This is a genomic window from Stenotrophomonas sp. STEN038, from assembly GCF_056759895.1.
In genome coordinates this window covers 71,568-96,337 of sequence record NZ_JBRRDW010000008.1, presented here as the reverse complement: position 1 = coordinate 96,337, position 24,770 = coordinate 71,568, and the positions used below count along the sequence as shown (strand labels likewise).

Below are 24,770 nucleotides of genomic sequence, written 5' to 3'. Positions count from 1 at the left end.
TTTCACTTCTTGCCGCTCCCTTTGACCTGGTTCTTCTCGCCGAAAAGATCTTCATAGAACTTGGTGATGTAATCCCAGCTGTCGGTGCCGTAGCGGCCAACGCGGCGGATACCCTCGAGTGCATCTTTGCCATGTTCTTCGTGCAGGTGCTCGATCTCGGTCGCCGATGCAGCCCTGCGGATATTGGCAGCATGGTCTTTGGCCCAGGCCGATACATGTGGACATTGCCAGGTGCTGTCGTAAGGATGCACCAGGTAGCCCTGCGCGATCTTCACCGGATCACAGAGCCCATTGCCGTTCCAGCGGCCAATCATGGCCTTGCCAACCTCGGTCACTGCCTGCTGGGCCAGCTTCGCGGCCAGCGTGTGCAGCGGATGCACGTCGTGATCCTTGGCAAGCTGCGAGTGGCTGGGGTCGGTCGAACCGTTCTTGTTCGGGTCTGAGTCGAACATGGTCTGGGCGTCGTCGACGCTGTTGCCGATCAGCAGCAGCAGCTGCTGGTAGACAAGGTTGTAGCTGTTCAGTATCAGCCGCATCGGTGCCGAGGCAATCCAGCCAGCGCGTTCCAGGTACTCGTGGCCAGGAATGCTGAGCATGCGGTCGCGCAGTGTCAGGAAGTTCTGGAAGGCAGTGAAGTAACGCTGGTCGCTCTGCTCGGAAAGCAGGACGAGCATGATTCTTTCGCTGTCCGAACGATCACCTGGCTTGCTGGCCTTGAACTCCCAACTCTCCACGCTGAACAGTTTGTGCGCGATAGGCTCGGCGAGGCTTGCAATCACGTCGGTGGAACCGAACATGCCGGTAACCACCGGGTACGTGTGTTTGCAGTCCGCCTTGCCCGTCCAGACCAGCACGTTGCTGTGCCCAATCTTGCGCAGGCTGAGTTCGCAGAAATTGGAGTGGGCGAAATAGTCCTCAAGCACATGCAGCGCGGAGCCAAAGTGACGCATACCGTCGGCGGTGCGGCCCAGGGAAATGGCCTGCCTCAGTTCCGAAGCCATGAAGGCGCTGGAACTGCTGATGTAGCGCTTCAGCGATGTGTTCTTGTCGACACCAAGCAGCGGGCTGTTGGCCGTGACCCAGGGCTCGAAGTCCTTGTCGATGGTTTTCGGGTCGGCTGGATCGGGCTTTATGTTCTTTGGGTTGTCGATATGCTCGCTGGGCCGATAGACACCAAGCCGCGCAGGCGTGACCTCGTAATGGGCCTTGTCGCGGTAACGCAGCTCGTGGAATTCGCCGCCAGCAAGGATGTCGACGATCTTGGTCAGTGCCTCACGGGAAATGTACTTGCCGAGGTCTTTCGGCATGTTCGGCGGGCGCACGATCTTCGGATCGAGCAACTGCGAATAGTCGCGCAGCCAGTTGCCGAAGTAGATCGCCGCCAGGTCCCGGCGGCTGAAGCCGACCCTGCCCAGCACGGCTTCGATCGAGCGGTGGCCAAATGACTGGCCCGGGTTCTTGGCGTGGTTCTCGCCATCGCCTGCGCTGAAGCCTTCGTAGCGGCCGTCGTGTGACTGATTTTCCTGCGCGGCAACCGGACCTTGCTGCCGCAGTGCAGCCTGCACTTCGGCATAGTTGACCTTCAGCGGGCCGCTGAACTCGGGCGAGGTGTAGTCGGCGTAGGTCGTTTCATGGCTGCCTTCAAGATCGAAGAAGGCGAACCTGTACGCCATGCTCGTACCTTCTTCATGCGCGCTGTCGCCGGCGATGCCTGGCTTGCCACTGGCATCTTTCTCCGCCAGGTCGTTGCGAAGCACATTGTCGACGTGGTGGCCAAACTCGTGCAGGAGCACGGCCAGCAATTCGCGTGAGGCCTCGATCGACGTCGATGCCTGATCGGCCGCCGAGGCATGTACGCGGATGAGACGCTTCTTGTTGTCGTAGTCGGCAGGGTAGGGGCCGCCGCTGAGCACCTCGTGCTTGGGCGGCGGGAAGCTGCCGCTCTTCAATGCCTCCTGCAGCTTCATATAGGTTCTGGCCGGTATGTCGAAGCCGAACGTCGGTGCCATCATCATCACGAATTCGATGGTGGTGGACTTCTCGGCAGCGCTGCGCAGCTGGTCGTAGGCGAAAGTGCTTTCGATCTTTCGTGCTGGATCGGGTTTGATCTTGAATGCAGGCAGAGGCGGCAGTCGCGGCGACGCACTGCTGCCGCTCTTGAACGGATGCTCGCCGGCCTTGACCTTGAATTCACCGGGGCAGCTGAAGGTGATGTCGCCGCCTTCGAGCTTGATCGCGCTGCTACCGGCCTGCAGCACGACCTTGCTCTTGGCGAGCACGTCGATGCGCTGGTCTGTAGCGGTAACGGTGATGGCTTGATCGGCCAGCAGCTCGAGCTCACCATCGTTGGCCTGCAGGCTGACCGAGCCATTGGCGGCAATCAAGCGTACCGGGCCAGCTTGCGCGAACAGCGACACCTGGCCGCCTGAAACCGCAGCAATGGTTTCGCCGCTGCTTGCATGCAGATCCTGCTGCACCGTGAGCTGCAGGTTCTGCCCGGCGGAGGCAATCGCGCTCGCCGGCGTGGTCCATGCAATGTGGTTCGGCGCCTCGGCAAGCAGCACGGGCTTGGCGAAACGCTCGACCGGTTGATCACCAGTTGCGCGACCGTCGCTTGGCTTGAACTGCGATTGGCCATTGACCACGGACTTGAAGCTGCCTTCCGCCGTTGGATCTACCTGCTCGCGCAGCTGACCGGTCTGTTGCCAGGCTTTGAGACCGGGCACCTGCTGTTGCTGCAGCGTCTGCTGCATCTGCTCAAGACTACGCTCTGCGCCTCTCAGCTGCGCAACAACCTCGGCGTTGTCCATCACAGTGGAAGCAGCGCGCTCTTGCGTACTGGCGGAAAGCAACAAGCCCTGCGCGGCGTGTACGTTGCCCCAGCCCTGTGTTGCCAGCTCGAAGCCCTCGCCACGCAGCGCACCGCGTGACGTGTCCTCATGCTGGACCAGGTAACCAAGCTCGAGTCGACTGTCGGCCAGTGAACTGTGCAGGCGTGTGCGCAACTGCCCGGGTGTGTCGTCCATCATCCATTGCTGGCTGCCGCCGCCGTCATGCGCGCGCGTATGCAAGCCGCTGAGCACGCCGGGATGCTTTGCGTCCTCATCGATACCGCCGCCAAACGGCGGTGCTACGTTGCCGTTGTATAGCTGGCCGGTGATGCGTGGTTGGTCGATGTCGCCGTGCAGGAACTCAACCAGTACCTCGCTGCCGATACGCGGCAGGAATGCAGTGCCCCAGTTGGGGCCGGCAACCCATTCGGCAACCGAGACCCAGCTGCCGCTGGTGTGGTCGCCGGGGGCGTGTCCCGCTTGTGTACTGCCTGTTTCACTGAGGCCACCCGCATTGGGCGTGCTGCCACGCTGCCACGAAAACTGGACGCGGACCTGGTGCTCGCGGTTTGGACTGAGAGCGGCTTCGGCGACGCCGACGACGCGTGCGGTCTGCAGGCCGTGCAGGGCAGGGCGATCGCGCGGCAGCGCACGCACCGGGGCGCTGGCATCGGTGGCAAGAAAATGGTTTCGATAGCTGCCGCGCTCAAGCGCGCTGTTGCCAAGCAGTTCGGCGATGCCGCTGTCGAGATTGTTGGCCGCGGTATGGGCGACGACCAACAGCTGGAACTCGCTGCCTTCGTGTTGCGGATGCTGGGATAGCGCGAAACGGGAACCGGCAGCCATGCGCCGTTCACTGCTGCTGCCGCTGTAAAGAACCTGTGCAAGCTGCAGCGCATCCAGCCTTGCCTGCGCCTCGCTTTGCGCCCAGCTCGATTCGTTGAAGCGGCCGGCGCGTGGTTGCACATAGACTTCGAGCGATGGAACGTCGCCAGTTTCAGCGTTCGCCTGTGCAGCAATGGCCGTAAGTTTGTCGCTATGCCAACTCGCAACCGTGCTGCTGTTTGGCACCAACTGCCGCTGCTCGCCGAAATGGGTGATGCCATCGCTGGACTCGCTGGCCGCGATGCGATGGAAGCGGACCGTTCCGATATCGGGAAGTTCGGCCTGTGGATCGAACACGACCAGAGTATGGGCACCGTCGCCATCCTGTGTCTGCTCGATACGCCAGGCAAGCCCGCTTTCCGCCAACAACCGATTGACGAAATCCCAGTCGGTCTCGCGATACTGGGTGGTGATGGCGCGTTGCGGCAGGCTTGATTCGACGTCGAAGCGATACGCTGCCTGCGGATAGTCATCAAATATCTGCCCGCAGATCGCACGTACATCCAGCTCCTGGAAGATGACCGCGTTGCGGCGCAGGCGCAGCAGCGCGGTCCAAGGCTCCAGGGTGAGCTGATAACGGGCCAGGCCGCCGTCGCTGCCGAGCTGCGCCACGTTGGTGCACAGTCCATGCCATTGGCGCTGTGAACCATCGGGCAGCTGCAGCTGCAGGGTCAGCGCTTGCTCCAGCCAGCTATCCGTCTGCAGATAGGCGTCGGTGCTGAGGCAGTCAATCTGCAATTGCATATCGCCGCACAGGGCTTCTTCGCCCTCGAAACGTTCAACCACCAACCCTTCGTTCGGTGCTTGTAGCTTGATCAGCCGATTGCTATGTGAAATCGCGGCGAGCGCGGTAGACAACGAGGAGCTCGGGACGTCCATATCGACAGGCTCATGGCAAAGTGATCGTGATGTGTGCAGTGCGTTCTGGCATCTGCACGACATTGTTGTAAGCAGCCAGCTGTTGGCGGGTGTCGTGACCCATGTAGGTACGCAGGCCAATGAAGGCAAGCACGCCGAAGCAGCCGACAACTGCAGCGGGCAGCCACAGCGGAATTACTCGCCGCAGCTGGTTTCTGATGTTGTCCGGTGGCAGTGCATGCGGCGCGAAACCGTGGCGCTTGCCTTTCAGGTAGACGATCTCGTCGCCCAGCCGCGCGGTGAGGTAGCCAAGCTTCTCCGTCCCTTCCAGGCGGTATTTGCCCTCGAAACCCATCAGCAGGCAGTAGTGGTATACCTCCAACGACGGCAGCCGCGGGCCACCCTGGCGGCGCAGCTCCTCAAGCTTGTCGAAGAAGTGTTCACCGGCAAGATGCTCGCCAAACATGCGCAACTGCAGCGGGTTGCGCTCCCATACTTCATGCAGCGCCGAAGGTTGCGAGAGGATGGCCTCGTCAACCGCTGCACAGAATGCATACTTGGAGGCGTACACGTCTTCGGCCGCAATACCCAGACGCATCGCATTGCGCTCGACGCTGTCGAGGAACTTCTGCACGGTCTGCACGAAGCCTTCGGCATCATTTGGAAGCTGGCCGCGCTTCAGCAACAGCAGCAGGTAGAAGCCGTCCGACATCAGATCCTGCAGGCTTTGCGGCGCTGTCGAAATAGGTGTGTTGCTGGCCATGGCTGCGTTGCCGGTCAGTGACGGCATCGGGCCAGGGGTTGGAGGCAGATGTGAGTTCATCAGGTGGTCACCGCAACGAGTTCCAGCTTCAGGTCGGAAATGCCGGCCGGGACGTAGATCATCAGCGATTGTGATTTGAGCATGCGCTCGTAGAGCGCGCCGCGAGGATCAATCTCGAAATAGTGGCTGCCCGGTCGTACAGGAATTGCCGCAGGAACCTGCGCCGCGTGTGTGAGCTTCACGCCGGGCAGTGCGGAGAGCACACACTTCTCGACGTCATCCGGTGCGCCGATCTTGAAACGGATCGGAACGGTCTGGATGAGATCCTGTGCCGGCATCGATGCCGATACGGAAAGATAGAACGAAGCCTCGCCATCGATGCGCTGCGAGTCGAGCCGGCCCAGGTGATAGGACGGCTTGATCTCATTCAGCGCGATCTTGAAGTAGCGCGTGGAGATCACCGTCTCCAGCAAGGCACGCACGATCTCCAGCAACTTGCGGAACGATGCCTCCGGTTGATCGTGGCGATACACCGGCAGGTCATTGAGCTGGTAGGTGTTGGAGAAGGTCAGCAGGGCGCCTGCCATGCGCAGCAGCTCCTGATGCAGGCGCTCCGGGTGCAGCTGCGGATGATGCAGCAGATGCGCCAGTGCGCTGAATGAAGAGTTGATCGTATGCAGCAGCCAGAACGATGCGATATCGCCCGAACGGAATTCAATGATGTTCTGCGAAGTCTGCCGATGCAGGCCATAAAGCGCGTCGACCTTTGCCTGCAGTGCATCCAGCACGGAGCGCAGTTCACGATGCAGGAACGGCGATGCCTGCAATTGTGCGCACGGCGGAATGAATTCGTCGTCCAACTCGAAGCCGCCACTCGAGGTCCTGCGAACACGCGCAACAGGAACCGTTGTGTATGCATCCTTGGGCTGGTCGTCGGTGAGCAGCTTTACCGCTTTGCTGAGATATGCCAACTCAGCTTCGGCAGCATCGGTGAACAAATCATCCGAAACCCGGTTGGCCTGCCGATAGCGCGCGAGCGCTGTGCCTTCGACGTCAGAACAATTGCGACCATCATCACGTAATAGCGGTAATGCGAGATACACAATCGTTGACTGTATTCCCGGTGGAAGGTCCTGCAGCGATACGGCATCCGGCAAGCCGTCGTGTACCGGAGCATCGTAGCTTTCGCCGTCAGGAAACACCGCGGATAGATCTAGGGGGCGCAGCGTACCGCCTGTCAGAGCATGCGTATCAAAGCGCACGCGACGTGCGCCCCATGCATAGGGGTGCAATGTCTGCGACAGGTCTTGTAGGCGCGCCTCGTGATAGGCATCTTGACGCTGGAAGTGCTGAGGGCGGAGGAACAAGCCTTCACCCCATAAGACCTTCGACATCCTGCTTACGTAAGCCACATTTCAGTCCTTGGAAACTTCGTTGGCGCGTTGCTTCAGGCGTTTTGCCTTTCGGTGCATTGCTGCTGCACCGGCAGCTTCGCAGCTTGATGTGAAAACTCCATTCACATCCGGATTCGCATCACATCTTGTGGTTCGAATGCGCCAGATACTAGCGCATGCCCGCGCCTCAATGTTGTTGTTACAGCAAAAACGCGCAGTCGTTCAGCGCGCGCCTGCACAGCGTATGGAGGCCAAACTGCCTGGATCACCAGAGATGCGTGAGCTTAATGCGGGGCTATCGGTTGTTAGTGCACACGCGTGCACACCAATTGTCAGCCCATCATTGGGAAGAGTCTTGTTGCGTGCATCGAACGCCATGCGCCATCGTGCTTCTGCTGGCGAGCGGAACAAGGCGACGACGCCAATGACAGCGGTGCCATCACTAAGTTGTTCGGACAATTCCTGGCGTACACCCGGTGTCAGTACTACTTCGTTCACAGAAAGAAGGTCCGCCCCAAGCGCGGATTGTTCACCCGCCTGGTCGAGAAAGGAATTGAAGGTGGCTTGTTCAAACCGTTGCGCACTGCGCAGGTGATAGATCTTCAGCACGGCAGCACTTGCGCGCTTGTCATTGCCGGCATTGAGATTCGTCCCAGCGTAGATTTTCAGCGGTATTACAGGGGGTTTTTCAGGTTTGCTTTCACGCAGCCCAACGGCCTGCAGTGTACTGTCCATCGCCTTGCTCAATTTGCCGCCGGACGCACAGCCACTTAACCCAATGGTGCTAACAAGGGCGAAAGTTGTGACGGAAACCACACGCAGAAGTTTGCTCATGTACGCATTCATTTAGTGATGGACGCCAAGAAAACAGCGGGGGAGTGACGACATGTCGGTGCAACTGCAGCACGACGATGTGAAGGAAATGTCTAGGGCAAACACATCGCGAATTTGAAAATAACTATACCCACGCGCATTTGCGAATGTACACTGCCGCCGCTGGGACTGGATTCCCGCAAGATGTATCGGCGGAAATGCGGCTCCCTTTAGGAACTTATTTCGACGAAGGAATCACTATGGATGTGAAGGTGTTTGGGGCGGCAACACGTCGTTCGGTTTTGGCGTTGGCACTGGTCGCGGGGTTGGGCGCCTGTGCGTCGACACCAAAGAAGGCAGCAGAAATTCCTTTCGATGTAACGTTGGCAAATGCCGAGGCGCAGGTCGCTACGGCAGGTGCGGATGCGGCGATCAGTGCGTTCGAGGTTGCTGCGAAAGCCGATCCGACACGCAAGGAGCCGTGGGTGCGCATTGCGCAATTGCAGTTCGACCAGAATCGCTATGCACGCGCAATCGTTGCGGCTGAAGAAGTATTGCAGCGGGATCCTGATGATCTTGTTGCCGACGGCGTTCTGACCGTCGCTGGCTTCCGCATTGCCAACGAATCGCTGCAGCGCCTGGGTGGGCGCGGTGCGTTGGCGTCGGAAACCGCACAGCGTGAAGCGCAGACGTTGGTGACCACGCTGCGTAGCACCATGGGTGACGCCATTCTTGAAACCGGCAAGCCAAAGCCGCGTGCGACGCGACAGGCGACGCGTTCGACGGCAGCGAGCCGTCGTGCCGCTCAGCCTGCAGCCGCCCAGCCCGCACCGGCGCGCCCGGCGCGTGACAGCGGCGCGGATCCCTTCCAGAACATTGGCAACTAAGCCGGATCAACAGGACCAGTCAGGAGACACTCATGGCCAAGAAGGACAGCGTTCAAAAGCGGTTGCAGAAGATCCGGCCGCCACGCGTGCAGCTTACGTATGACGTGGAAAAGGGCGACGCGATCGAGCAGAAAGAGCTGCCGTTTGTGGTCGGTGTGATGGGTGACTTCAGTGGCACGCCGGAAAATGCGCTGCCCAAGGTCAAGGACCGCAAGTTCGTCAACGTCGACCTCGACAATTTCGACGAGGTGATGGAAGCGGCCGGCCCGCGCGCGGTCTATCGCGTGCCCAACAAGATCAGTGAGAGCGGTGGCGAGTTCGGCGTCGAGTTGAAGTTCAACTCGATCGAGGACTTCCGTCCCGAATCGGTGGTGCAGCAGATAGACCCGCTGCGTCGGCTGCTCGAGTCGCGGACAAAGCTGGCTGATCTGCGCAACAAGTTGGCGGGCAATGAAAAGCTCGAAGACCTGTTGACCGACGTGCTCAACAACACCGAGCAGCTCAAGAAGCTCGGCGCGGCGAAGGAGGAATAAGCGATGGCGTCTGAAGCCAGTCAACTGTCCGCGCCGGTCGCGGCTACCGAAGAAATCGATCTGCTCGACCAGATCGTCGAGAAGAGCAAGGTCGCCAAGTCGCGCACCGAGCATGAACGTGCCAAGGACATCATCTCCGCGCTCGCGCAGGAAGTGATGGATGGCACGGTCGTGGTGTCTGACAACCTCAACCTGACCCTGGACGCGCGTATCGCCGAGATTGACCGGATCATTTCCGAGCAGCTCAGCGCGGTGATGCATGCCCAGGAGTTCCAGGCGCTGGAAGGTAGCTGGCGTGGCTTGCACTATCTGTGCTCGCAGACCTCTACCGGCCCGAACATGAAGATCAAGGTCTTCAATTCGCCGAAGAAGGACCTGGTCAAGGACTTCAAGTCGGCTATCGACTTCGACCAGAGCGCGCTGTTCAAGAAGGTCTATGAGGAAGAGTTCGGCACCTTCGGTGGTGCGCCGTTCGGAGCCTTGATCGGTGACTACTTCCTTGGTCGTCAGCCGGAGGACATGTACTTCATCGAACAGATGTCGCACGTGGCAGCCGCCGCACACGCACCGTTCCTGTCTGCTGCCAGCGAAGGCATGTTCGGCCTGGAGTCGTTCACTGACCTGGGTAAGCCGCGGGATCTGGCCAAGGTGTTCGACACGGTTGAGTACGCCAAGTGGAAGTCGTTCCGCGAGAGCGAGGACAGCCGCTACGTCGGCCTTACGCTGCCGCGCTTCCTTGGTCGTTTGCCGTACAACCCCAAGGACGGCACCACGGTTGAAGGGTTCAATTTCGTTGAAGAGATCGAAGCCGCCGATCACAGCAAGTTCCTGTGGTGCAATACCGCCTATGCGGCCGGTGCGCGCTTGACCCAGGCATTTGAGAGCTACGGTTGGTGCGCAGCGATTCGCGGCGTTGAAGGTGGCGGCCTGGTCGAAGACCTGCCGACGCACACCTTCCGCACCGATGATGGCGAAGTGGCACTGAAGTGCCCGACCGAGGTTGCCATCACCGACCGTCGTGAAAAAGAACTCAGTGACCTCGGCTTCATGCCGCTTGTGCACTGCAAAAACACCGACTACGCCGCCTTCTTTGGTGCGCAGTCGGCACAGAAGCCGAAGAAGTACAACACCGATTCGGCCAATGCCAACGCGATCCTGTCTGCGCAGCTGCAGTACATTTTCGCGGTTTCGCGTATCGCTCACTACTTGAAGGCGATGATGCGCGAGAAGATCGGTAGCTTCGCATCCGCGGGTAACGTCGAGGAATTCCTGAACCGCTGGATCGCCCAATACGTATTGTTGGACGACAACGCCAGCCAGGAAGCCAAGGCGCAGTTCCCGTTGCGTGAAGCATCTGTGCAGGTTTCGGAAGTTCCGGGCAAGCCCGGTGTCTACCGCGCTGTGGCCTTCATCAGGCCGCATTTCCAGCTCGATGAGCTGTCTGTTTCGTTGCGTCTTGTTGCTGAACTGCCGGCGTCGGCAAAGAAGGCGTAACGTTTTGATGTTGCTTTAGCGTCGGGTGGGGACTTCGGTCCCTGCCTAGCGGTGGCGCGCATTTCTAGAGGGCGAAGCCCCCCTCAATCGCCGGGCCCCCGCCCGGCAAACAATCTCACGGAAGAACGGAATTTAGGAGACCAGATATGCAACATGCTTTTCTTTCAATTGACACCATCAAAGGTGAGTCGCACGACGACAAGCACAAGGATTGGATTGAAATCCAGTCCTTCTCGCAGGATCTGCTGCAGCCTCGCTCGGCCACTGCCTCCACCTCTGGTGGTACCACGGCAGCCCGCGTGAATCTGTCGCCGATCGAAATCATCAAGTCGATCGATCTCGCTTCCACGGCCCTTAACCAGGCCGCCGCAAACGGCACCACCTTCCCGAAGGCACGCGTTGAGTTCATGCGTGCGGACAAGGACGGCAACGCGATCAATTACTACCTGGTCGAGCTGCTGAACGTGCTGGTACACCGCGTCACCACCACGGTTGACAAGGAAGGTATGCCGCAGGAAGTGGTTCAGTTGAGCTTCGGTGCAATCAAGTGGACTTACCAGCAGCAGAAGCCGGAAGGCGGAGTTGGTGGCAAGACCGTGGCACAGTGGAGCGCAACCAAGAACATCCCGAACTACACCGTTTGATGATGTGTTCTGCGATGGCGCGTCAAGCGCCATCGCAGTCTCAATCCCGGCAAGGCCAGGAACGGCCCTGCAGTTGCATCGATGCCTTTTCGCACGGATGCCCAGCTACCGGAAACAACGATGAAGGGACTCGAACCCAGCCTGTTGGAAAAGCTGTTTGACGATAATCCGCGCAGTGCGGGTGCCGGGCCGATCTTCAAGTCCGTATCGCTGGAGCAGTACAAGGAGTCCATTGCGCGTGACCTGGAGGGGCTGCTGAATTCGCGCGCCGCTTTCCAGGAGAGTGATATGGCGGAGTTCCCAAACTGCCGCCAGTCGCTGCTGACCTACGGGCTTGCCGATTTCTCGGCAATGAGCCTTGCCAATGCCTATGACCGTTCCGCCATCTGCCGCTCGTTGGAGCAGGCGGTTGGCCGCCATGAGCGCCGTTTGAAGAACGTCAGCGTGCAGCTTGATGCCGGCAACCAGTTCGCCGGTGGCCTGCATTTCACCATTCATGCGCTGCTGGATCTCGAGCCTGCGCGCGAGCCGGTAAGTTTCGACGCGATGCTGCAGCCGTCCACGCTGCAGTACCAGGTTACTCGCGCCCGTCGCACCCAGCAGGCGCTCTGATGCAGGATCTGCTGCCCTTCTATGAGCGTGAACTGGCCTACCTGCGTCGTTATGGCCGCGAGTTCGCCGAGCGTTACCCGAAGATCGCCGGCCGCCTGCAGTTGTCTGCCGATGGCAGCCAGGACCCGCACGTCGAGCGCCTGATCGAGGCCTTCGCGCTGTTGAGTGCGCGCGTCTCCAAGCGCATCGACGACGACTACCCCGAGTTCACCGACGCGCTGCTGGATGTGCTGTACCCGCACTATCTGCGGCCGTTCCCAGCCTGCTCGATCGCATATTTCGATATGGACGGCTTGGCGTCAAAGCTGAGTGCACCGGTGCGGATTCCGCGTGGCACTTCCTTGCAGAGTCGCGCAGTTCGCGGCGTCCCTTGTGATTTCCGTACCAGTTACGACGTGGTGCTGGCGCCCATCGGTATCTCTGCTGTGACGTACCGGGCGGTGGCAGACGCGCCCATGGCAACGGCATTGCCAGGCGGTAGTGGAGGACAGATCTCACTGAGCTTCAATCTGCTTTCAGATCAGCTTGGCTTCGCTCAGCTGGGTACCGATAAACTGCGCCTGTTCCTCGACGGGGAGCCGTCGGTGCGCGCTGCTTTGCGCGACGCACTGCTGCTTGGCGTAAAGGCCGCCTATGTCGAGTCCGACGGCGACGGTCGCTGGCGTCGTCTTGAGTCAGTGCCGATCAGCCCGGTTGGCTTCGCTGACAGCGAAGCTTTGATCGATTTCCCGGCGCGCTCGCACCCGGCGTATCGCTTGCTGACCGAACTGTTCGGCTACCCGGAAAAGTTCGGCTTTGTTGACCTGGACTTGACTGCCACCAGCGCAGGCGCCAGCCGCCGCTTCACCTTGCACCTGATCCTGCCGGCTGGGCAGCAGGAACGGGCCAACGCAATGGTGCTTGAAGATATCGGCCTGCACAACGTGCGGCTGGGCTGTACGCCCATCGTCAATTTGTTCAAGATCAACGGTGAGCCGATCCGGGTAACCCATCGCACGGTGAACTACCCGGTGTTGGCGGACGCACGCCGCGCCTATGCCTTCGAAGTGCATTCCATCGATTCGGTCTACCGCATCCGGCAGACACCACAGGGCGAGGCGATCCACGAGTTCCGTCCTTTCTATTCGCTGCATCACGGTGAAGACCCGGATCGTACCGGGCAATACTGGGTCGCCCGCCACGACGAAGACATCGCAAGGCAAAGCCCGGGCTTCGAGATGGAGATCAGCTTCGTTGATCTGTCTTTCAACCCGGTGCTGCCGCAAACCGATACGGTCAGCCTGGAGCTGACCTGCAGCAACCGTGATCTGCCGCATCAGCTCGCCTATGGCGTGGCCGGTGGCGACTTGAGCATCGAAGGTGGCAGCCCTGCCAAGGCCATCACGCTGCTGCGCAAGCCAACCCGACCACTGCGCTTCCGCCACGGGCGCAGCGCGCAGTGGCGCCTGATCTCGCATTTGTCGCTTAACCAGCTGTCCCTGAGTGGCAGCGGCTTGGCTGCGCTGAAAGAAATGCTGCGTCTGTATGACCTGTCTGGCAGCAATGTCTCCGCGCGGCAGGTCGATGGCATTCTTGCGCTGGAGCAGGTGCCGGCGACGACCTGGATGTCCGGTCGCCAGTTCGCATCTGTCGTACGCGGTCTTGAAATCCGCTTGACCATCAATGAGGCCCATTTTGTCGGCACCGGCGTGGCTGCATTCGCGCAGGTGATGGATCACTTCTTCGCACTGTATGTGCATGCCAACAGCTTTACCCGACTGGTGCTGATTTCCGGCGACAGCGGGGAGGAGATCGTCCGATGCGAAGCGCGCAGCGGCGAATCGATCCTGGCGTAGCCCAGCAGCTGCTGGCCGAGCCGCACCGCTTCGAGTTCTTCCAGGCGGTGCGCCTGCTTGAGCAGGTGTTCGAGCGACAAGGGGTGAAATCGGGGCAGGCGATTCCAATGCGGGTGCGTTTCCGCAACAGCCTGTCCCTGGGCTTCCCGGCGACCGAGTTGTCTGCCGAAGGTGAGGTGTACTCGCTGGCTGGCGATCGCCTGCAGGAGCGTGAAGACATCGAGCAGGCGCTGACTGCTGAAACGCTGGGTGAAATACACCTGACACCCCATTTCATGGGCCTGCTCGGCACTTCAGGTGCATTGCCGCTGCACTACACCGAAACGCTGCAGATCCGCGAGCTCTACGAGCGCGATCGAACCGCACGTGCCTTCCTCGATATTTTCTCCACCCGCGCCGTAGCGCTGCACTACGCGGCGTGGAAGAAGCACCGATTGGCGCTGCAGTACGAACTGGACCGGCGTGAGCGCTTCCTGCCATTGGTGCTGTCGCTGCTTGGCATGGGCATGCACGAGCTGCGCGACCGCCTGCATGACGGCGAAGGCGACATCTTCGATCAGGCAGTGGCGTACTACGCGGGCGCGATCCGGCAGCGGCCGGTATCGGCAGCACTGATGCAGCGCGTGCTCTCGGACTACTTTCAGGTGCCGCTCGAAGTGCAGCAGTTCGTTGGTGCCTGGTACCGCGTACCGGCAGGGCAGGCGACCCGCCTGGGGCAAGCCAATGCCGTGCTGGGTGCCAGCGCGTTGGCAGGTGACCGCGTCTGGCAGCGCGATCTGCGCTTGCGCCTGCGCATCGGCCCGCTGTCGAAGAAGGCATTTGATGATTTCCTGCCCGGCGGAACTGCAGCCCTGGCCTTGGCCAAGTGGCTGTCGCTGCTCACCGGCGGCACGCTTGAGTACGAGGTGCGGCTGGTGCTGCGTGCCGAGGACGTCCAAGGCAGCGCACTGGGAACTGGAGCGCGCTTGGGTTGGGACAGTTATATGTGTACACGCGGGCAAGACGGCGCGCGCGACGACACCACCTATGGCATCCATACATTGCAATAACGAGGCGCCGGCAGCGATGACGCTGCCGGTAATTGAACGGTTTCAGCAGGGAGTGCGTGGTTCCGAATGAGCATCAACCTCAAAACACTTATCAGCAAGTTGGACGACACCTGCCGTCAGGCGACCCAGCGCGCAGCCAATCTGTGCATGGCGCGTGGCAACTACGAGGTGGATCTGGAACATCTGTTCCTCGCCTTGTTGGAGCAGCCCAAGAGCGACTTCGTGCTGATTGCCCAGCGCAGTGGCATATCGCCCGAATCACTTGAGCGCGATCTCAGCGACGAGATCGGCCAGTTCAAGACCGGCAATACACGCACGCCCGTGTTCTCCCAGCATCTGCCGGCCCTGTTCGAGCACGCCTGGCTGATTGCTTCGCTGGATTCGGAGACCACCCGCATCCGCAGCGGTCACCTGCTGTTGGCACTGCTGACCGAGCCTGATCTTGCGCAGCTGGCCTACCGCGGCTCCAAATTGTTCGTGCGCTTCAAGCGTGAAGAGCTGAAGCACGATTTTGCCAAGCTGACCGAGGGCTCGCAGGAAGCGCAGACCGTGCGCTTCGCCGATGCTTCGGCAACGGGCGAAGGTGCTGGCGAAGATGCGGATGCAGTGCCGGGCGAGGCCAAGGGCGGTCTGTCCAAGACCCCCGCGCTGGACCAGTTCACCACCAACCTTACCCAGCGTGCGCGTGACGGCAAGATCGACCCGGTGATTGGCCGTGATGCCGAGATCCGTCAGGTTATCGACATCCTGATGCGCCGCCGCCAGAACAACCCCATCCTCACCGGTGAGGCAGGCGTCGGTAAAACCGCCGTCGTCGAAGGCTTGGCCTGTCGCATTGCCGAGAAGGATGTGCCCGACGTGCTGCAAGGCGTTGAGCTGCACACCTTGGACATGGGTTTGTTGCAGGCCGGTGCCAGCGTCAAGGGCGAGTTCGAGAACCGCTTGAAGAACGTGATCGACGAGGTCAAGAAGAGCCCGCACCCGATCATCCTGTTCATCGACGAAGCCCACACGATGATTGGTGCCGGCGGCTCCGCTGGCCAGAACGACGCCGCCAACCTGCTCAAGCCAGCCCTGGCACGCGGTGAGCTGAGGACCATCGCCGCCACCACCTGGAGCGAGTACAAGAAGTACTTTGAAAAGGACGCCGCCTTGGCGCGTCGTTTCCAGGTAGTGAAGGTGGAAGAGCCCAGCGAAGTGCTGGCCGCCGCCATGCTGCGCGGCATGGTCAGCCTGATGGAGGCGCACTTTGGCATCCGCGTGCTTGATGAAGCCGTGACCGAAGCCGTGCGCCTGTCGCACCGCTACATCAGCGGCCGCCAGCTGCCGGACAAGGCCGTCAGCGTGCTCGATACCGCCTGCGCCAAGGTCGCACTTGGGCAGAGTGCGACGCCCGCGATCATCGAAGACACCCGCAAGCACCTGGATCGGCTCGAGGCCGAGCTGGCCGCATTGCAGCGTGAGACTGCCGGCGGCAGTACCTTGCATGAGGAACGTCTTGCCGAACTGAAGGCGCAGCAGATTGAAGCGCAGGCTGTGCTTGCCAGCAATGAGCAGCGTTTGAGTGTCGAGCGCGAACTGGCCGGGCGGGTTGCAGCGCTGCGCCAGCAGCTTGAACAAGGCCTGGCGGGCGAGGGTGATGCGGATTCCTCCGCAGACGAGCAGGCCGACGTCGCTGTCGCAAAAACAACTGGCAAGCGCAGCAAGTCAACGCGTGAGCTCTCGCCACAACATGCAGAGCTGGCGAAGTTGCAGGCGGAGCTGCGTGACCTGCAGGGCGAGACCCCGATGGTTCCGCTGCAGGTGGATGGCACCGTCGTCGCTGAGATCGTGTCGGCATGGACCGGCGTGCCGCTTGGTCGCATGGTCAAGGATGAGATCCGCACCATCCGCTCGCTGGGCAGCCTGCTGGAAGAGCGGGTCATCGGCCAGGACCACGCGCTCGACGCCATCGCCCAGCGCGTGCGTACCGCGACCGCCAAGTTGGAAGACCCGAATAAGCCGCGCGGCGTGTTCATGTTTGTCGGGCCCTCCGGCGTGGGCAAGACCGAGACCGCGCTGGCTTTGGCCGACATTCTCTATGGCGGTGAGCGCAAGTTGATCACCATCAATATGAGTGAGTACCAGGAAGCGCATAGCGTGTCCGGCTTGAAGGGTTCCCCGCCGGGTTACGTGGGTTACGGCGAAGGCGGCGTGCTGACCGAAGCTGTTCGCCGCAACCTGTACAGCGTGGTGCTGCTGGACGAAGTGGAGAAGGCGCATCCGGACGTACTGGAAATGTTCTTCCAGGTGTTCGACAAGGGCGTGATGGATGATGCCGAAGGCCGCGAGATCGACTTCCGCAATACCTTGATCATCCTCACCTCCAACATCGGCTCCTCGCAGATCATGCAGTCCTGCCTGAACAAGCCGGCAGAAGAAATTCCCGCCGCAGACGCACTTGCCGAAGCCCTGCGGCCGATCCTGATGCGCAGCTTCAAGCCGGCCTTCCTTGGTCGCTTGAAGGTGGTGCCGTATTACCCGATCAGCGATGACGTGCTGGTGCGCATCATCAGCCTCAAGCTCGGCCGCATTCGTGACCGCGTCAGCGCAAATCACAAGGCCAGCTTCAGCTGGGACGAAGGTCTGGTTGAAGCTGTACTGGCGCGCTGCACCGAGGTGGACTCGGGCGCACGCAATGTCGATCACATTCTCAACGGCACCTTGCTGCCGGAGATTGCGGAGAACGTGTTGACTGCCATGGCCGAAGGCACCCGCATCAACAGCATCAAAGTCAGCGCCGGCAAGAAGGGCGATTTCAAGTACAAAGTTTCTTGATTACGGAAGAAGGAGAACAGCATGGAATTTTTCGGATTTGACCGCCAGGCAGCACTGAACCACTGCGACAGCCTCGAGCTGGGCCTGGGGCGCGACCTCGACCGCGTGCGCGCATGGAATCGCCTGCGCCCGGAGCACATCGTCGAGCTGCTCGAAACTGCAGTGCCGGCAGCGCGCCAGGATGCACGCATTGTGGCTGGCCAGATCAGCCGTGGCTCCTGGCGAATCCACATGGATAGCGCGCCGGTCGGCAAGCCGCAGTTGGTGAGCAATATGCGTGAGGTGCTTATTTCCGCTGGTGGGCGTGACTATCGCCTGCAGGTCAGCGAAGGCGTGCGTCTGCGCCTTGAGGAAATCGCGCAGGTCGCTTGATGCAACGGTAACAACGCCATTCCGGTGCTGGCGGGTACCGGAATGGATGGCAACAAACAGATGCATCCAGCAGTTTTCAGTCCGGGCCGTAGTGCGCACTACAGCCCATGAAGGCAGATCAACACCATGGATTTGGTAAACAACGTATTGGCAGCCCTGGCCGGGCCCGCACAGACACAGCGCTTCCTGCGGCTGCATACCGCGTTGGGCGGCGACGTGCTTGTTGCGGAAACCCTGGATGGCGTCGAGCAGATCGACGGTATCGGCTTTCAATGGACGATCACCGCGCTATCCGTTGATGCCGGCCTGCAATTGCAGCCGCTGATCGGCAAGCCTGCCTTGCTCCAGCTGCAGCAGGCCGTTGGCAATCACCGGCCATTGCACGGACGCATCACCGCCGCCGAACGGATTGGCAGCAATGGCGGGCTCGCCCGTTATCGCCTGCGCCTGCAGCCATGGTTGGCATTTCTGTCGCAGCGCGTGGACAGCTATGTTTTCCACGACAAGACCGTGGTCGAGATCATCGAGGACATCTTCGCCGACTACGGTAGCTTGGCGCCCGAGTGGCGCTGGGTGCTTAACGATGCTGGCCAGTACGCCAAGCGCAGCCTGACCACCCAGTACCAGGAGAGCGATCTGGCGTTCGTACAGCGCCTGCTGGCCGAAGAAGGCATCTTCTATTGGTTCGAGCATGAAGGCGACGCGGATGCAGCGGCTTTCGGCAAGCACACCCTGGTATTGGCCGATCACGCGCATGACGTTACCGATCTCGGCAGCGTGCGTTTCCATCGCAGCAATGAAAGCGAACGCAGCGATGCCATCCAGCAGTGGCAGGAAGCCCGCAGCTGGTGCACGCCGAAGGTGGAGCGGGCAACCTGGGATTACCGCAGTCTTGAGCGTCGCCAGGCAAGCGCCGAAGCAGAGCAGGGTGCCGACCTCGGTGTGGTTGACCAGGACACCAGCGGGCCTTATGGCTGGCAGGACAATGCGCGCGGGCAACGTCGCGCGCAACAGCATCTGGATGCACTGCGCGTGCGCTCGCATCTGATTGAAGGCAGCGGCCAATGGCGTGCACTTGCGCCGGGCGCCAAGCTCGCTTTGTCACGGCACCCGCAGGTGGCCGAGGACGCTGCATTCCTCTGTATCTCGGTACGACACCAGGCCCGCAACAACCTGGATGCTGATGTATTCGATGCACTCGAGCAGACGCTTGGCCCGATCAACCAGCGCGCCCTGGAGCTGCCAACCGCATTGGCTGGCATCCGCAATGGTGCAGGCCGTAACGACATCGACACAGGTTTCTACGACAACCAATTCGCGGTGATTCCGGCCGAGGTCATCTACCGACCGCAGACCGAAGACGGGCATGGCGTACACCTGCACCCGCGCCCCAGCGTAACCGGCACCTTGAGTGCGGTTGTGGTCAGTGATGGCGATCCCTTGCTGTCTGACCGCGACCACCGCATCAAAGTGCAGTTCCCGTGGCAGCGGGGTGGCAATGCCAGCAACGGCTTGGCGCACCCGGCCGGCGACGACAACGCGCCCGCCAGCGGTAACGCCTGGACATGGGTGCGCGTCATGACCCCGTGGGCCGGAGACAACTGGGGTGGCGTAGTGCTGCCGCGGCGCGGCCAGGAAGTATTGGTCGCGTTCCTGGAAGGCGATATCGACCGCCCCGTGATTGTTGGCGCGCTCTATAACGGCCGCGGCCAACAGGACGCACAGCACAACAAGTTGAACAGCGGTGGCGCCAACGCCACCGGCAACGCCGCCGCATGGTTCGAAGGCAATGATCACGCCGCCGTGTATACCGGCTTCAAGAGTCAGGCGCTGGCAGAAAGCCAAAGCGGCACCGGCGGCTACCAGCAGCTACGGTTCGACGACACGCCGGGGCAGGGCCGCGCCCAGCTGTCGACAACGCAGCACGACACCACCTTGACCCTCGGCCACCTGAAAGGCGGCGACGACAACGTGCGCGAAAGCGAGCGCGGTTTCGGCGTCGAGCTTTCAACCCAAGCACACGGCAGCCTGCGTGCCGGTCGCGGCTTGCTGCTGACAACGGAGGAGGGCACGCCGCAGATGGCAGCACCACAAGCCATCGCACAGTTGCAGCAAGGCCACGACCTGCTCAAAAGTCTCGCCGACTCCGCAACTGATCAGACTGCGCAGCTGCCCAAAGATCCAGCCGAACTGCCCATCGATCAAACCCTGACCGAACTGCAGGAACAGCTGAAAGCAACGCATAGCGGCAGCAATGCCGGCAGCATCAATGGCGGCGACGGCGAAGCACCCGGCTGGAGCGCGCCTGTACTGCTCGGCAGCGGCGTAGCCGGCGTAATGAGCCTGACCCCGGCCGATCAAGCATGGGTGAGCGGTACCCACACCTTGCTGAGCAGTGGCGTTGCATTGAACTGGATGACGCAGGGCTCGCTGAGCCTGGCAGTCGCGCAAGGTCTGGTGCTCTACACCGTGGGCAGCGAGGGCAGGAAAGACAGCCCCAATCAGGAGCGCGGCATCGCCCTGCACGCAGCACAAGGCAAGGTAAGCGCACGCGCGCACAAGAACCAGGCCACGATCGCTGCGAAGACCAATGTCCGCATTGCCAGCACTGAAGCCAATATCGAAATGGCAGCGCCGAGCAAGCATCTGCTGGCTACAGCGGCTGGTGCTTACATTCGGATTGAAGGTGACAACATCGAGCTGGGCGCGCCCGGGAAGATTGAGTTCAAGGCGAGTCAGAGGGATTGGGTGGGGCCGGCTAGTGTGAAGGCTGAAATCCCCCAAAAAAATGGGCGCTTTCGAGGTTGTGAGTACAACATTGCAAAGGCTGCTGCTAGTGGAGCGGCTATTGTCTAAGACGATGAGCATCCAAACCGTTATTGACGCTGTTGCTGACGCCGTGCGTGTAGCCGATGGATCCGGAGGCGGTTCGACATACCTGCTGATTGATCCTGTCCTTGGTGATCCCTTGTGGGAGAGGAGCGAGGGACGGCGTGAACGATTTCCACTGCCAATTAGTGCGTCGCTTATTCCCAGACACCTTTGTCCTTACATAGTTCGCTTGGGCGTGCCTGGGCGTGATCCGTTGGTTGATAGTTCGGTCGAGCAGGGCGTCCTTGAACTAATCGGGAATGCGGGCGGGATGCGGTCAGTTTGCGCATGGGTTGTAACGGACCACTCACCGGATAGTCTTGCCGCAGGACTTGCTAGACGAGCCACTGTGATGTTGAACAAGACCCGTCGTTTGTTCCGCTTTTGGGACCCGCGGGTTGTCTACCTCCTGTGCGTATTCAAGACGGCTGATAAGGTGGGGGGCTTATTTTGGCCGGCAACTAAATGGTGTTGGATATCACCTGACGGCAGAGTGCAAGTCATCAAAGGTGCTAAGTCGGCTCTAATAGACGATGCAAGTTCCGCAGATGGATCAATCGAGTGTTTGATTGATGGCGAGATTTTGATGAACTTCGGATATCTGAACAAGGCCCTCGAGCTGACAGCATTCAAGGGCGGAGCAGCTGAGGCTGAAATTGTTCGTATTGAGCTCAAGCTTCGTCAGGCAGTGGCGAAGTGGCATCTCAAAGGGGAGTATGAAAAAGTTATGTATGCCTTGTACTGCCTGTTGATAGGTTTTGATTTTGAAGACAATGCCGATGTTCATACGTGCATGACTGAGGCACTTGATTGCAAGCGCTCCGCAATAGATGCGCTGGAGTTGTTTGGAGATGATTTTTGGTCTTCCATTGCGCGCGTATAAATTATTTGTACATGGAGTTCGATAATGGCAGTCAATGACATTTCATCAGCACGTAATCGCGCAAAATCTGTGTCAAGTCATGGTGACGGGGAAACTTGCCCGGATTGTGTAAAGACAGGTTTGGCTATCATTCCTGTCACATACACAGCCATACCTGTAAGCATTCGGCCTCTTCCTGGAGAATTTCTTACGGTCGCCTCGACTTCTCCAGAGGTAACAGAGGGGCTGCGCGCACTCGATCGCGGATTCTTAGGGGGAGACGTTGGCCAACATTGGTACGTTCTGCGTTCATTGCCGCCGGGGTATCTTTATGTTCTTAAAAGTGACAATAGCTGGGATGGATACGAGATAAACAAAGCCGGATTACTTAGGCGCGTGGGAACTTCACTGCTTCCCCCGGAGCCAGTAGCCGAGAAAAATTGCTCTCGTTCTGAGCACAATGCTCTAGCGCTTCAAGCGATAGTCGTAGATCCAAAGAAGGATCCGCAGGTATGGCTTGCTTATAGTCGCTACCGGTGGACAGATGAGGTGCTTGCCCGTTACCAGAAGAATGAAGAGGGTTGTCGCGATAAAAGGATGTTTGCGCTAGATGTGGTTGTTGCGGCCTCTGCTGCTGTCTTGGGCGCAGGTAGTGATATTCCTCGGGCGGTACAAATGCCAAACGATCTAAAGGGGTTGGTGGCTGATTATTCTCTCGGATCGGTGCAGTCAGAGATCAATAGATGGTTGCTCGAGCCACTCTATGACCGACGTGCAGTAAGTTCTATCGTGATGCTCCCCGGTGCTGCAGCCTCGCCGCTGAAGACTAGTGTTGATGTCATATCTGCAGGAGTGGATAGGAAAACAGGAATTGTTTTGGTTCTGGATGATCCGGTTGGCATGACTGCCCAAATAAACTATTCAAGGAATAGGATCTCTGCTCTCGCCGCAGACGCGGCGGGGCTTGTCGATGATGTCCGGGCCCGCGAGCGGGCGATTGCAGAGGTTATTGAAGGAATTCGAGTCAACGCAGAGGCCAATCCAGGACCCTGGTGGAACGAAAATTACGGTCCTGAGCGCTATTTGAGGCACGTGGATGAAGATCGCTGGAGAGTCGCGCTGGCGCAATCTGAGGATTTCAAGCGATACCTTGCGCAGACAAAGCTTGTTTCAAAAGACTATATCCATTGGAAAGAGTCTGCTGCGTGGTACGTACAGCAGCGTTTCGATTTTGATATGAAAGATGACATTAGCTCACTAGATCATGAGCGAATGGTGGCCCTTTGTGTGTCAGGTTCCGGTGTGAATGACGAAGAAAGGCTCAAGGTCTGGGAGAGTGTGCTGGGGCTATCTGATACTGATCCAGATAATTGGTTATCGAGAGCGCTGTCAGCGTGTGATCTCGCGCTGCTAGGGTTCATGGGGGCAGCGCCTCCCACAGATAAGGATAAATTGGATTCTGTTGGATTAGCAAAATCAATGGCGAGCGAGTTTCTTGTCGGTGGTGACGGCAGAATGCGCGCAATAGAGGCCGTAAATAAGCTCAGGGTTGGAATTCGGTTGCACCGCGCTGCTAATCAGGCCACCGCATCCCTCATCGAAACCGCGACCGGAGTCATGGGTAGGCTGCAGGTTAGTAACCCTAATCAGTATTCTTCTTTGTTGAGGAAGATTACAAAAGCGGGGCTGACACGAGACGATATTATTCCACAGCCGGTTGTTGTTAGAGGGACGTGGGCGCGGATTTCGCAATGGATAATGGAGATATCCACTGGACCAGTGCGAGTGAATGCGGCTGCTGCTGTGACCATGGGTCCTATGATGACAGGCACGGAGTACATGCGTACTCACGGGAATCTGCGGCAGGAGGGATGGGCATTATCACAAGCGGTTGGTGGTGCAGTTCTATTCTCTGAGCCGGCAACCACTGATGAAGTTGCAGAAGTAGCGTTCTGGATAATTAGAAAGGTTAAATCTGGTGTTGCACTAGACGCAGTGGCATTGCAAAGGTTTGGTTTGTCTACGGTTGACATTTCAATTCCTTCTACTTCGGTCCCGGATAATCCGGCGCTACAGAGTCATATGGGTCGCATGGCTGCTCACGCGGACTTTATGGTGAGTGCAGCTGTTTTGTTATTCCAGGCGAACACGATATGGGGAGCTCTGAGGGACTTTGTCGATGGAAAGAATCGCGGCGAGAATGGGGTGAAGTTGCTGGCTGCTAGCCTGGCCGCGTCCTCGGCGGGGCTGGAGCTCAAAGTAGTGGTGCAAACATTAGTAGTGGGAACATCTGCCAGAGAATTAGTTCCTGTTGGTATGTTAGCCGCTAGGCTTGGTCTGGCTGCAGGAGTTATTGATGGGGCATACACTATCTGGCAGGGAATAGCAAAAATTCCTTCGCGCGATATTGATTCAGCGTTCTGGTCAATTGGGTCAGGCCTAGCGGCTGTTGCTGGTTCTGTCGCGGTGTATGGATTCACAGTCAGTGCGCTTGCGGCGTTGAGTGGCGGTGCTGCTTCAGCCGCCGTTCTTGGTATAACCCTGGGGCCGGTGGGGTGGATTTTGCTCGCAGTAGCAGCGGTGGGGGCCGCAATTTACATGGGTATTCAGGCGTTCGGTACCGATGATACGGAGCTATCCCCAGTTGAATACTGGTTAGATAACGGCGTGTTTGGTAAAAAGAAGCGAATATCGGGCGAAACCTTAAAGAAGAATCCATTTGCTAACCCGGCAAAATCAGCTGTCGAGAGTTTTCGAGATCTGCAAGATGAAATCTATCAGCTGCAACGCGTCACGATGGTGGCGGTGGCTGACTTCTCAAGGCTGAGTTCGGGCAACGCGGCGTTGGGTATGTACGAAATCGCGCTTCCTAGGTACGCTAAAGGGAGCGAACTCTTGGTTGTGTTATACGGGTTCACGTCAGATGGAAAAAGGTTGGTGGTATCGCAATTTACACTCAAGAATGGCGAAGACACGGCGCGAAGCTTTAAGAGAGAGATCAGGCTTACTGGTGGTGAAGGTCAGCCCGAGGTTAAGAAAGATGACACCGGCGTAGTTGTTATCACTGGGCGCTTGGGGTCTGGGAAGGGCGCAACCGTTGGGCTTATGAACACCCTTGGTCGTTGGTTTGGAGACACTGCAGGCGCTTATACAGAGGTCGTAGGTTTTGGTATGGAGTTGTCTTACTATCCTGACAAGGAAGAATTGCCTGCCTTGCTCACAAAGCTACGCTTTCCGGTTAAGGAATAGT

General features: G+C 59.4%; 16 protein-coding genes. 12 read left to right on the top strand and 4 right to left on the bottom strand.

The window, feature by feature from the left end; genetic code table 11:
• Positions 1 to 2 precede the first annotated feature (2 nt).
• The 4 genes from tssI to tssJ all read right to left on the bottom strand — a co-directional run bounded on the left by tssI (position 3) and on the right by tssJ (position 7,565).
• Positions 3 to 4,595 carry a type VI secretion system tip protein TssI/VgrG gene (gene tssI, locus ACVOLS_RS05230; RefSeq protein ID WP_481544754.1) on the bottom strand — a complete coding sequence of 1,531 codons (4,593 nt, stop codon included), beginning with the start codon at positions 4,593 to 4,595 and terminating at the stop codon, positions 3 to 5.
• Positions 4,596 to 4,605: 10 nt separating this feature from the next.
• Positions 4,606 to 5,397, bottom strand: coding sequence for a type IVB secretion system protein IcmH/DotU (gene icmH, locus ACVOLS_RS05225; RefSeq protein ID WP_481534784.1), 792 nt, complete (start codon positions 5,395 to 5,397; stop codon positions 4,606 to 4,608).
• Positions 5,397 to 6,731 (bottom strand): type VI secretion system baseplate subunit TssK, encoded by a 1,335-nt coding sequence (gene tssK, locus ACVOLS_RS05220; protein ID WP_481534841.1) that lies wholly within the window; start codon positions 6,729 to 6,731, stop codon positions 5,397 to 5,399. The genes icmH and tssK overlap by 1 nt, the downstream gene beginning before the upstream one ends.
• 222 nt (positions 6,732 to 6,953) lie before the next feature.
• Positions 6,954 to 7,565 (bottom strand): type VI secretion system lipoprotein TssJ, encoded by a 612-nt coding sequence (tssJ, locus tag ACVOLS_RS05215; protein ID WP_481544753.1) that lies wholly within the window; start codon positions 7,563 to 7,565, stop codon positions 6,954 to 6,956.
• A gap of 239 nt (positions 7,566 to 7,804) precedes the next feature.
• On the opposite strand from tssJ, the gene ACVOLS_RS05210 reads away from it, so the two are divergent.
• From ACVOLS_RS05210 to ACVOLS_RS05155, 12 genes are all read left to right on the top strand, one after another.
• Entirely contained in the window at positions 7,805 to 8,431 is a 627-nt protein-coding gene (locus tag ACVOLS_RS05210; RefSeq protein WP_481534786.1) for a tetratricopeptide repeat protein, read from the top strand.
• 32 nt (positions 8,432 to 8,463) lie between these two features.
• Positions 8,464 to 8,964 carry a type VI secretion system contractile sheath small subunit gene (gene tssB / locus ACVOLS_RS05205; protein ID WP_481534787.1) on the top strand — a complete coding sequence of 167 codons (501 nt, stop codon included), beginning with the start codon at positions 8,464 to 8,466 and terminating at the stop codon, positions 8,962 to 8,964.
• A gap of 3 nt (positions 8,965 to 8,967) precedes the next feature.
• On the top strand, positions 8,968 to 10,458 hold the full coding sequence (tssC, locus tag ACVOLS_RS05200; RefSeq protein WP_481514707.1) for a type VI secretion system contractile sheath large subunit: 1,491 nt from the start codon (positions 8,968 to 8,970) through the stop codon (positions 10,456 to 10,458).
• Between the two features lie 146 nt (positions 10,459 to 10,604).
• Positions 10,605 to 11,102, top strand: coding sequence for an Hcp family type VI secretion system effector (locus tag ACVOLS_RS05195; RefSeq protein ID WP_057628616.1), 498 nt, complete (start codon positions 10,605 to 10,607; stop codon positions 11,100 to 11,102).
• 120 nt (positions 11,103 to 11,222) lie between these two features.
• A complete protein-coding gene (gene tssE / locus ACVOLS_RS05190) occupies positions 11,223 to 11,714 on the top strand; it encodes a type VI secretion system baseplate subunit TssE (RefSeq protein ID WP_057628615.1) in 492 nt (163 codons plus the stop codon).
• Positions 11,714 to 13,549, top strand: coding sequence for a type VI secretion system baseplate subunit TssF (gene tssF, locus ACVOLS_RS05185; protein ID WP_481544752.1), 1,836 nt, complete (start codon positions 11,714 to 11,716; stop codon positions 13,547 to 13,549). Before tssE ends, tssF begins: the two co-directional genes overlap by 1 nt.
• Positions 13,513 to 14,598, top strand: coding sequence for a type VI secretion system baseplate subunit TssG (tssG, locus tag ACVOLS_RS05180; protein WP_481544751.1), 1,086 nt, complete (start codon positions 13,513 to 13,515; stop codon positions 14,596 to 14,598). Before tssF ends, tssG begins: the two co-directional genes overlap by 37 nt.
• A gap of 66 nt (positions 14,599 to 14,664) precedes the next feature.
• Positions 14,665 to 17,415 carry a type VI secretion system ATPase TssH gene (gene tssH / locus ACVOLS_RS05175; protein ID WP_481544750.1) on the top strand — a complete coding sequence of 917 codons (2,751 nt, stop codon included), beginning with the start codon at positions 14,665 to 14,667 and terminating at the stop codon, positions 17,413 to 17,415.
• A 21-nt stretch (positions 17,416 to 17,436) separates the two neighbouring features.
• On the top strand, positions 17,437 to 17,787 hold the full coding sequence (locus tag ACVOLS_RS05170) for a hypothetical protein (protein WP_303749862.1): 351 nt from the start codon (positions 17,437 to 17,439) through the stop codon (positions 17,785 to 17,787).
• 126 nt (positions 17,788 to 17,913) lie between these two features.
• Positions 17,914 to 20,643, top strand: coding sequence for a type VI secretion system Vgr family protein (locus ACVOLS_RS05165; RefSeq protein WP_481544749.1), 2,730 nt, complete (start codon positions 17,914 to 17,916; stop codon positions 20,641 to 20,643).
• The gene (locus tag ACVOLS_RS05160; RefSeq protein WP_481544748.1) at positions 20,576 to 21,541 is read left to right on the top strand and encodes a DUF4123 domain-containing protein; all 966 of its coding nucleotides are present in this window, start codon (positions 20,576 to 20,578) and stop codon (positions 21,539 to 21,541) included. The genes ACVOLS_RS05165 and ACVOLS_RS05160 overlap by 68 nt, the downstream gene beginning before the upstream one ends.
• A 24-nt stretch (positions 21,542 to 21,565) precedes the next feature.
• The gene (locus ACVOLS_RS05155; RefSeq protein WP_481544747.1) at positions 21,566 to 24,769 is read left to right on the top strand and encodes a toxin VasX; all 3,204 of its coding nucleotides are present in this window, start codon (positions 21,566 to 21,568) and stop codon (positions 24,767 to 24,769) included.
• Position 24,770 lies beyond the last annotated feature (1 nt).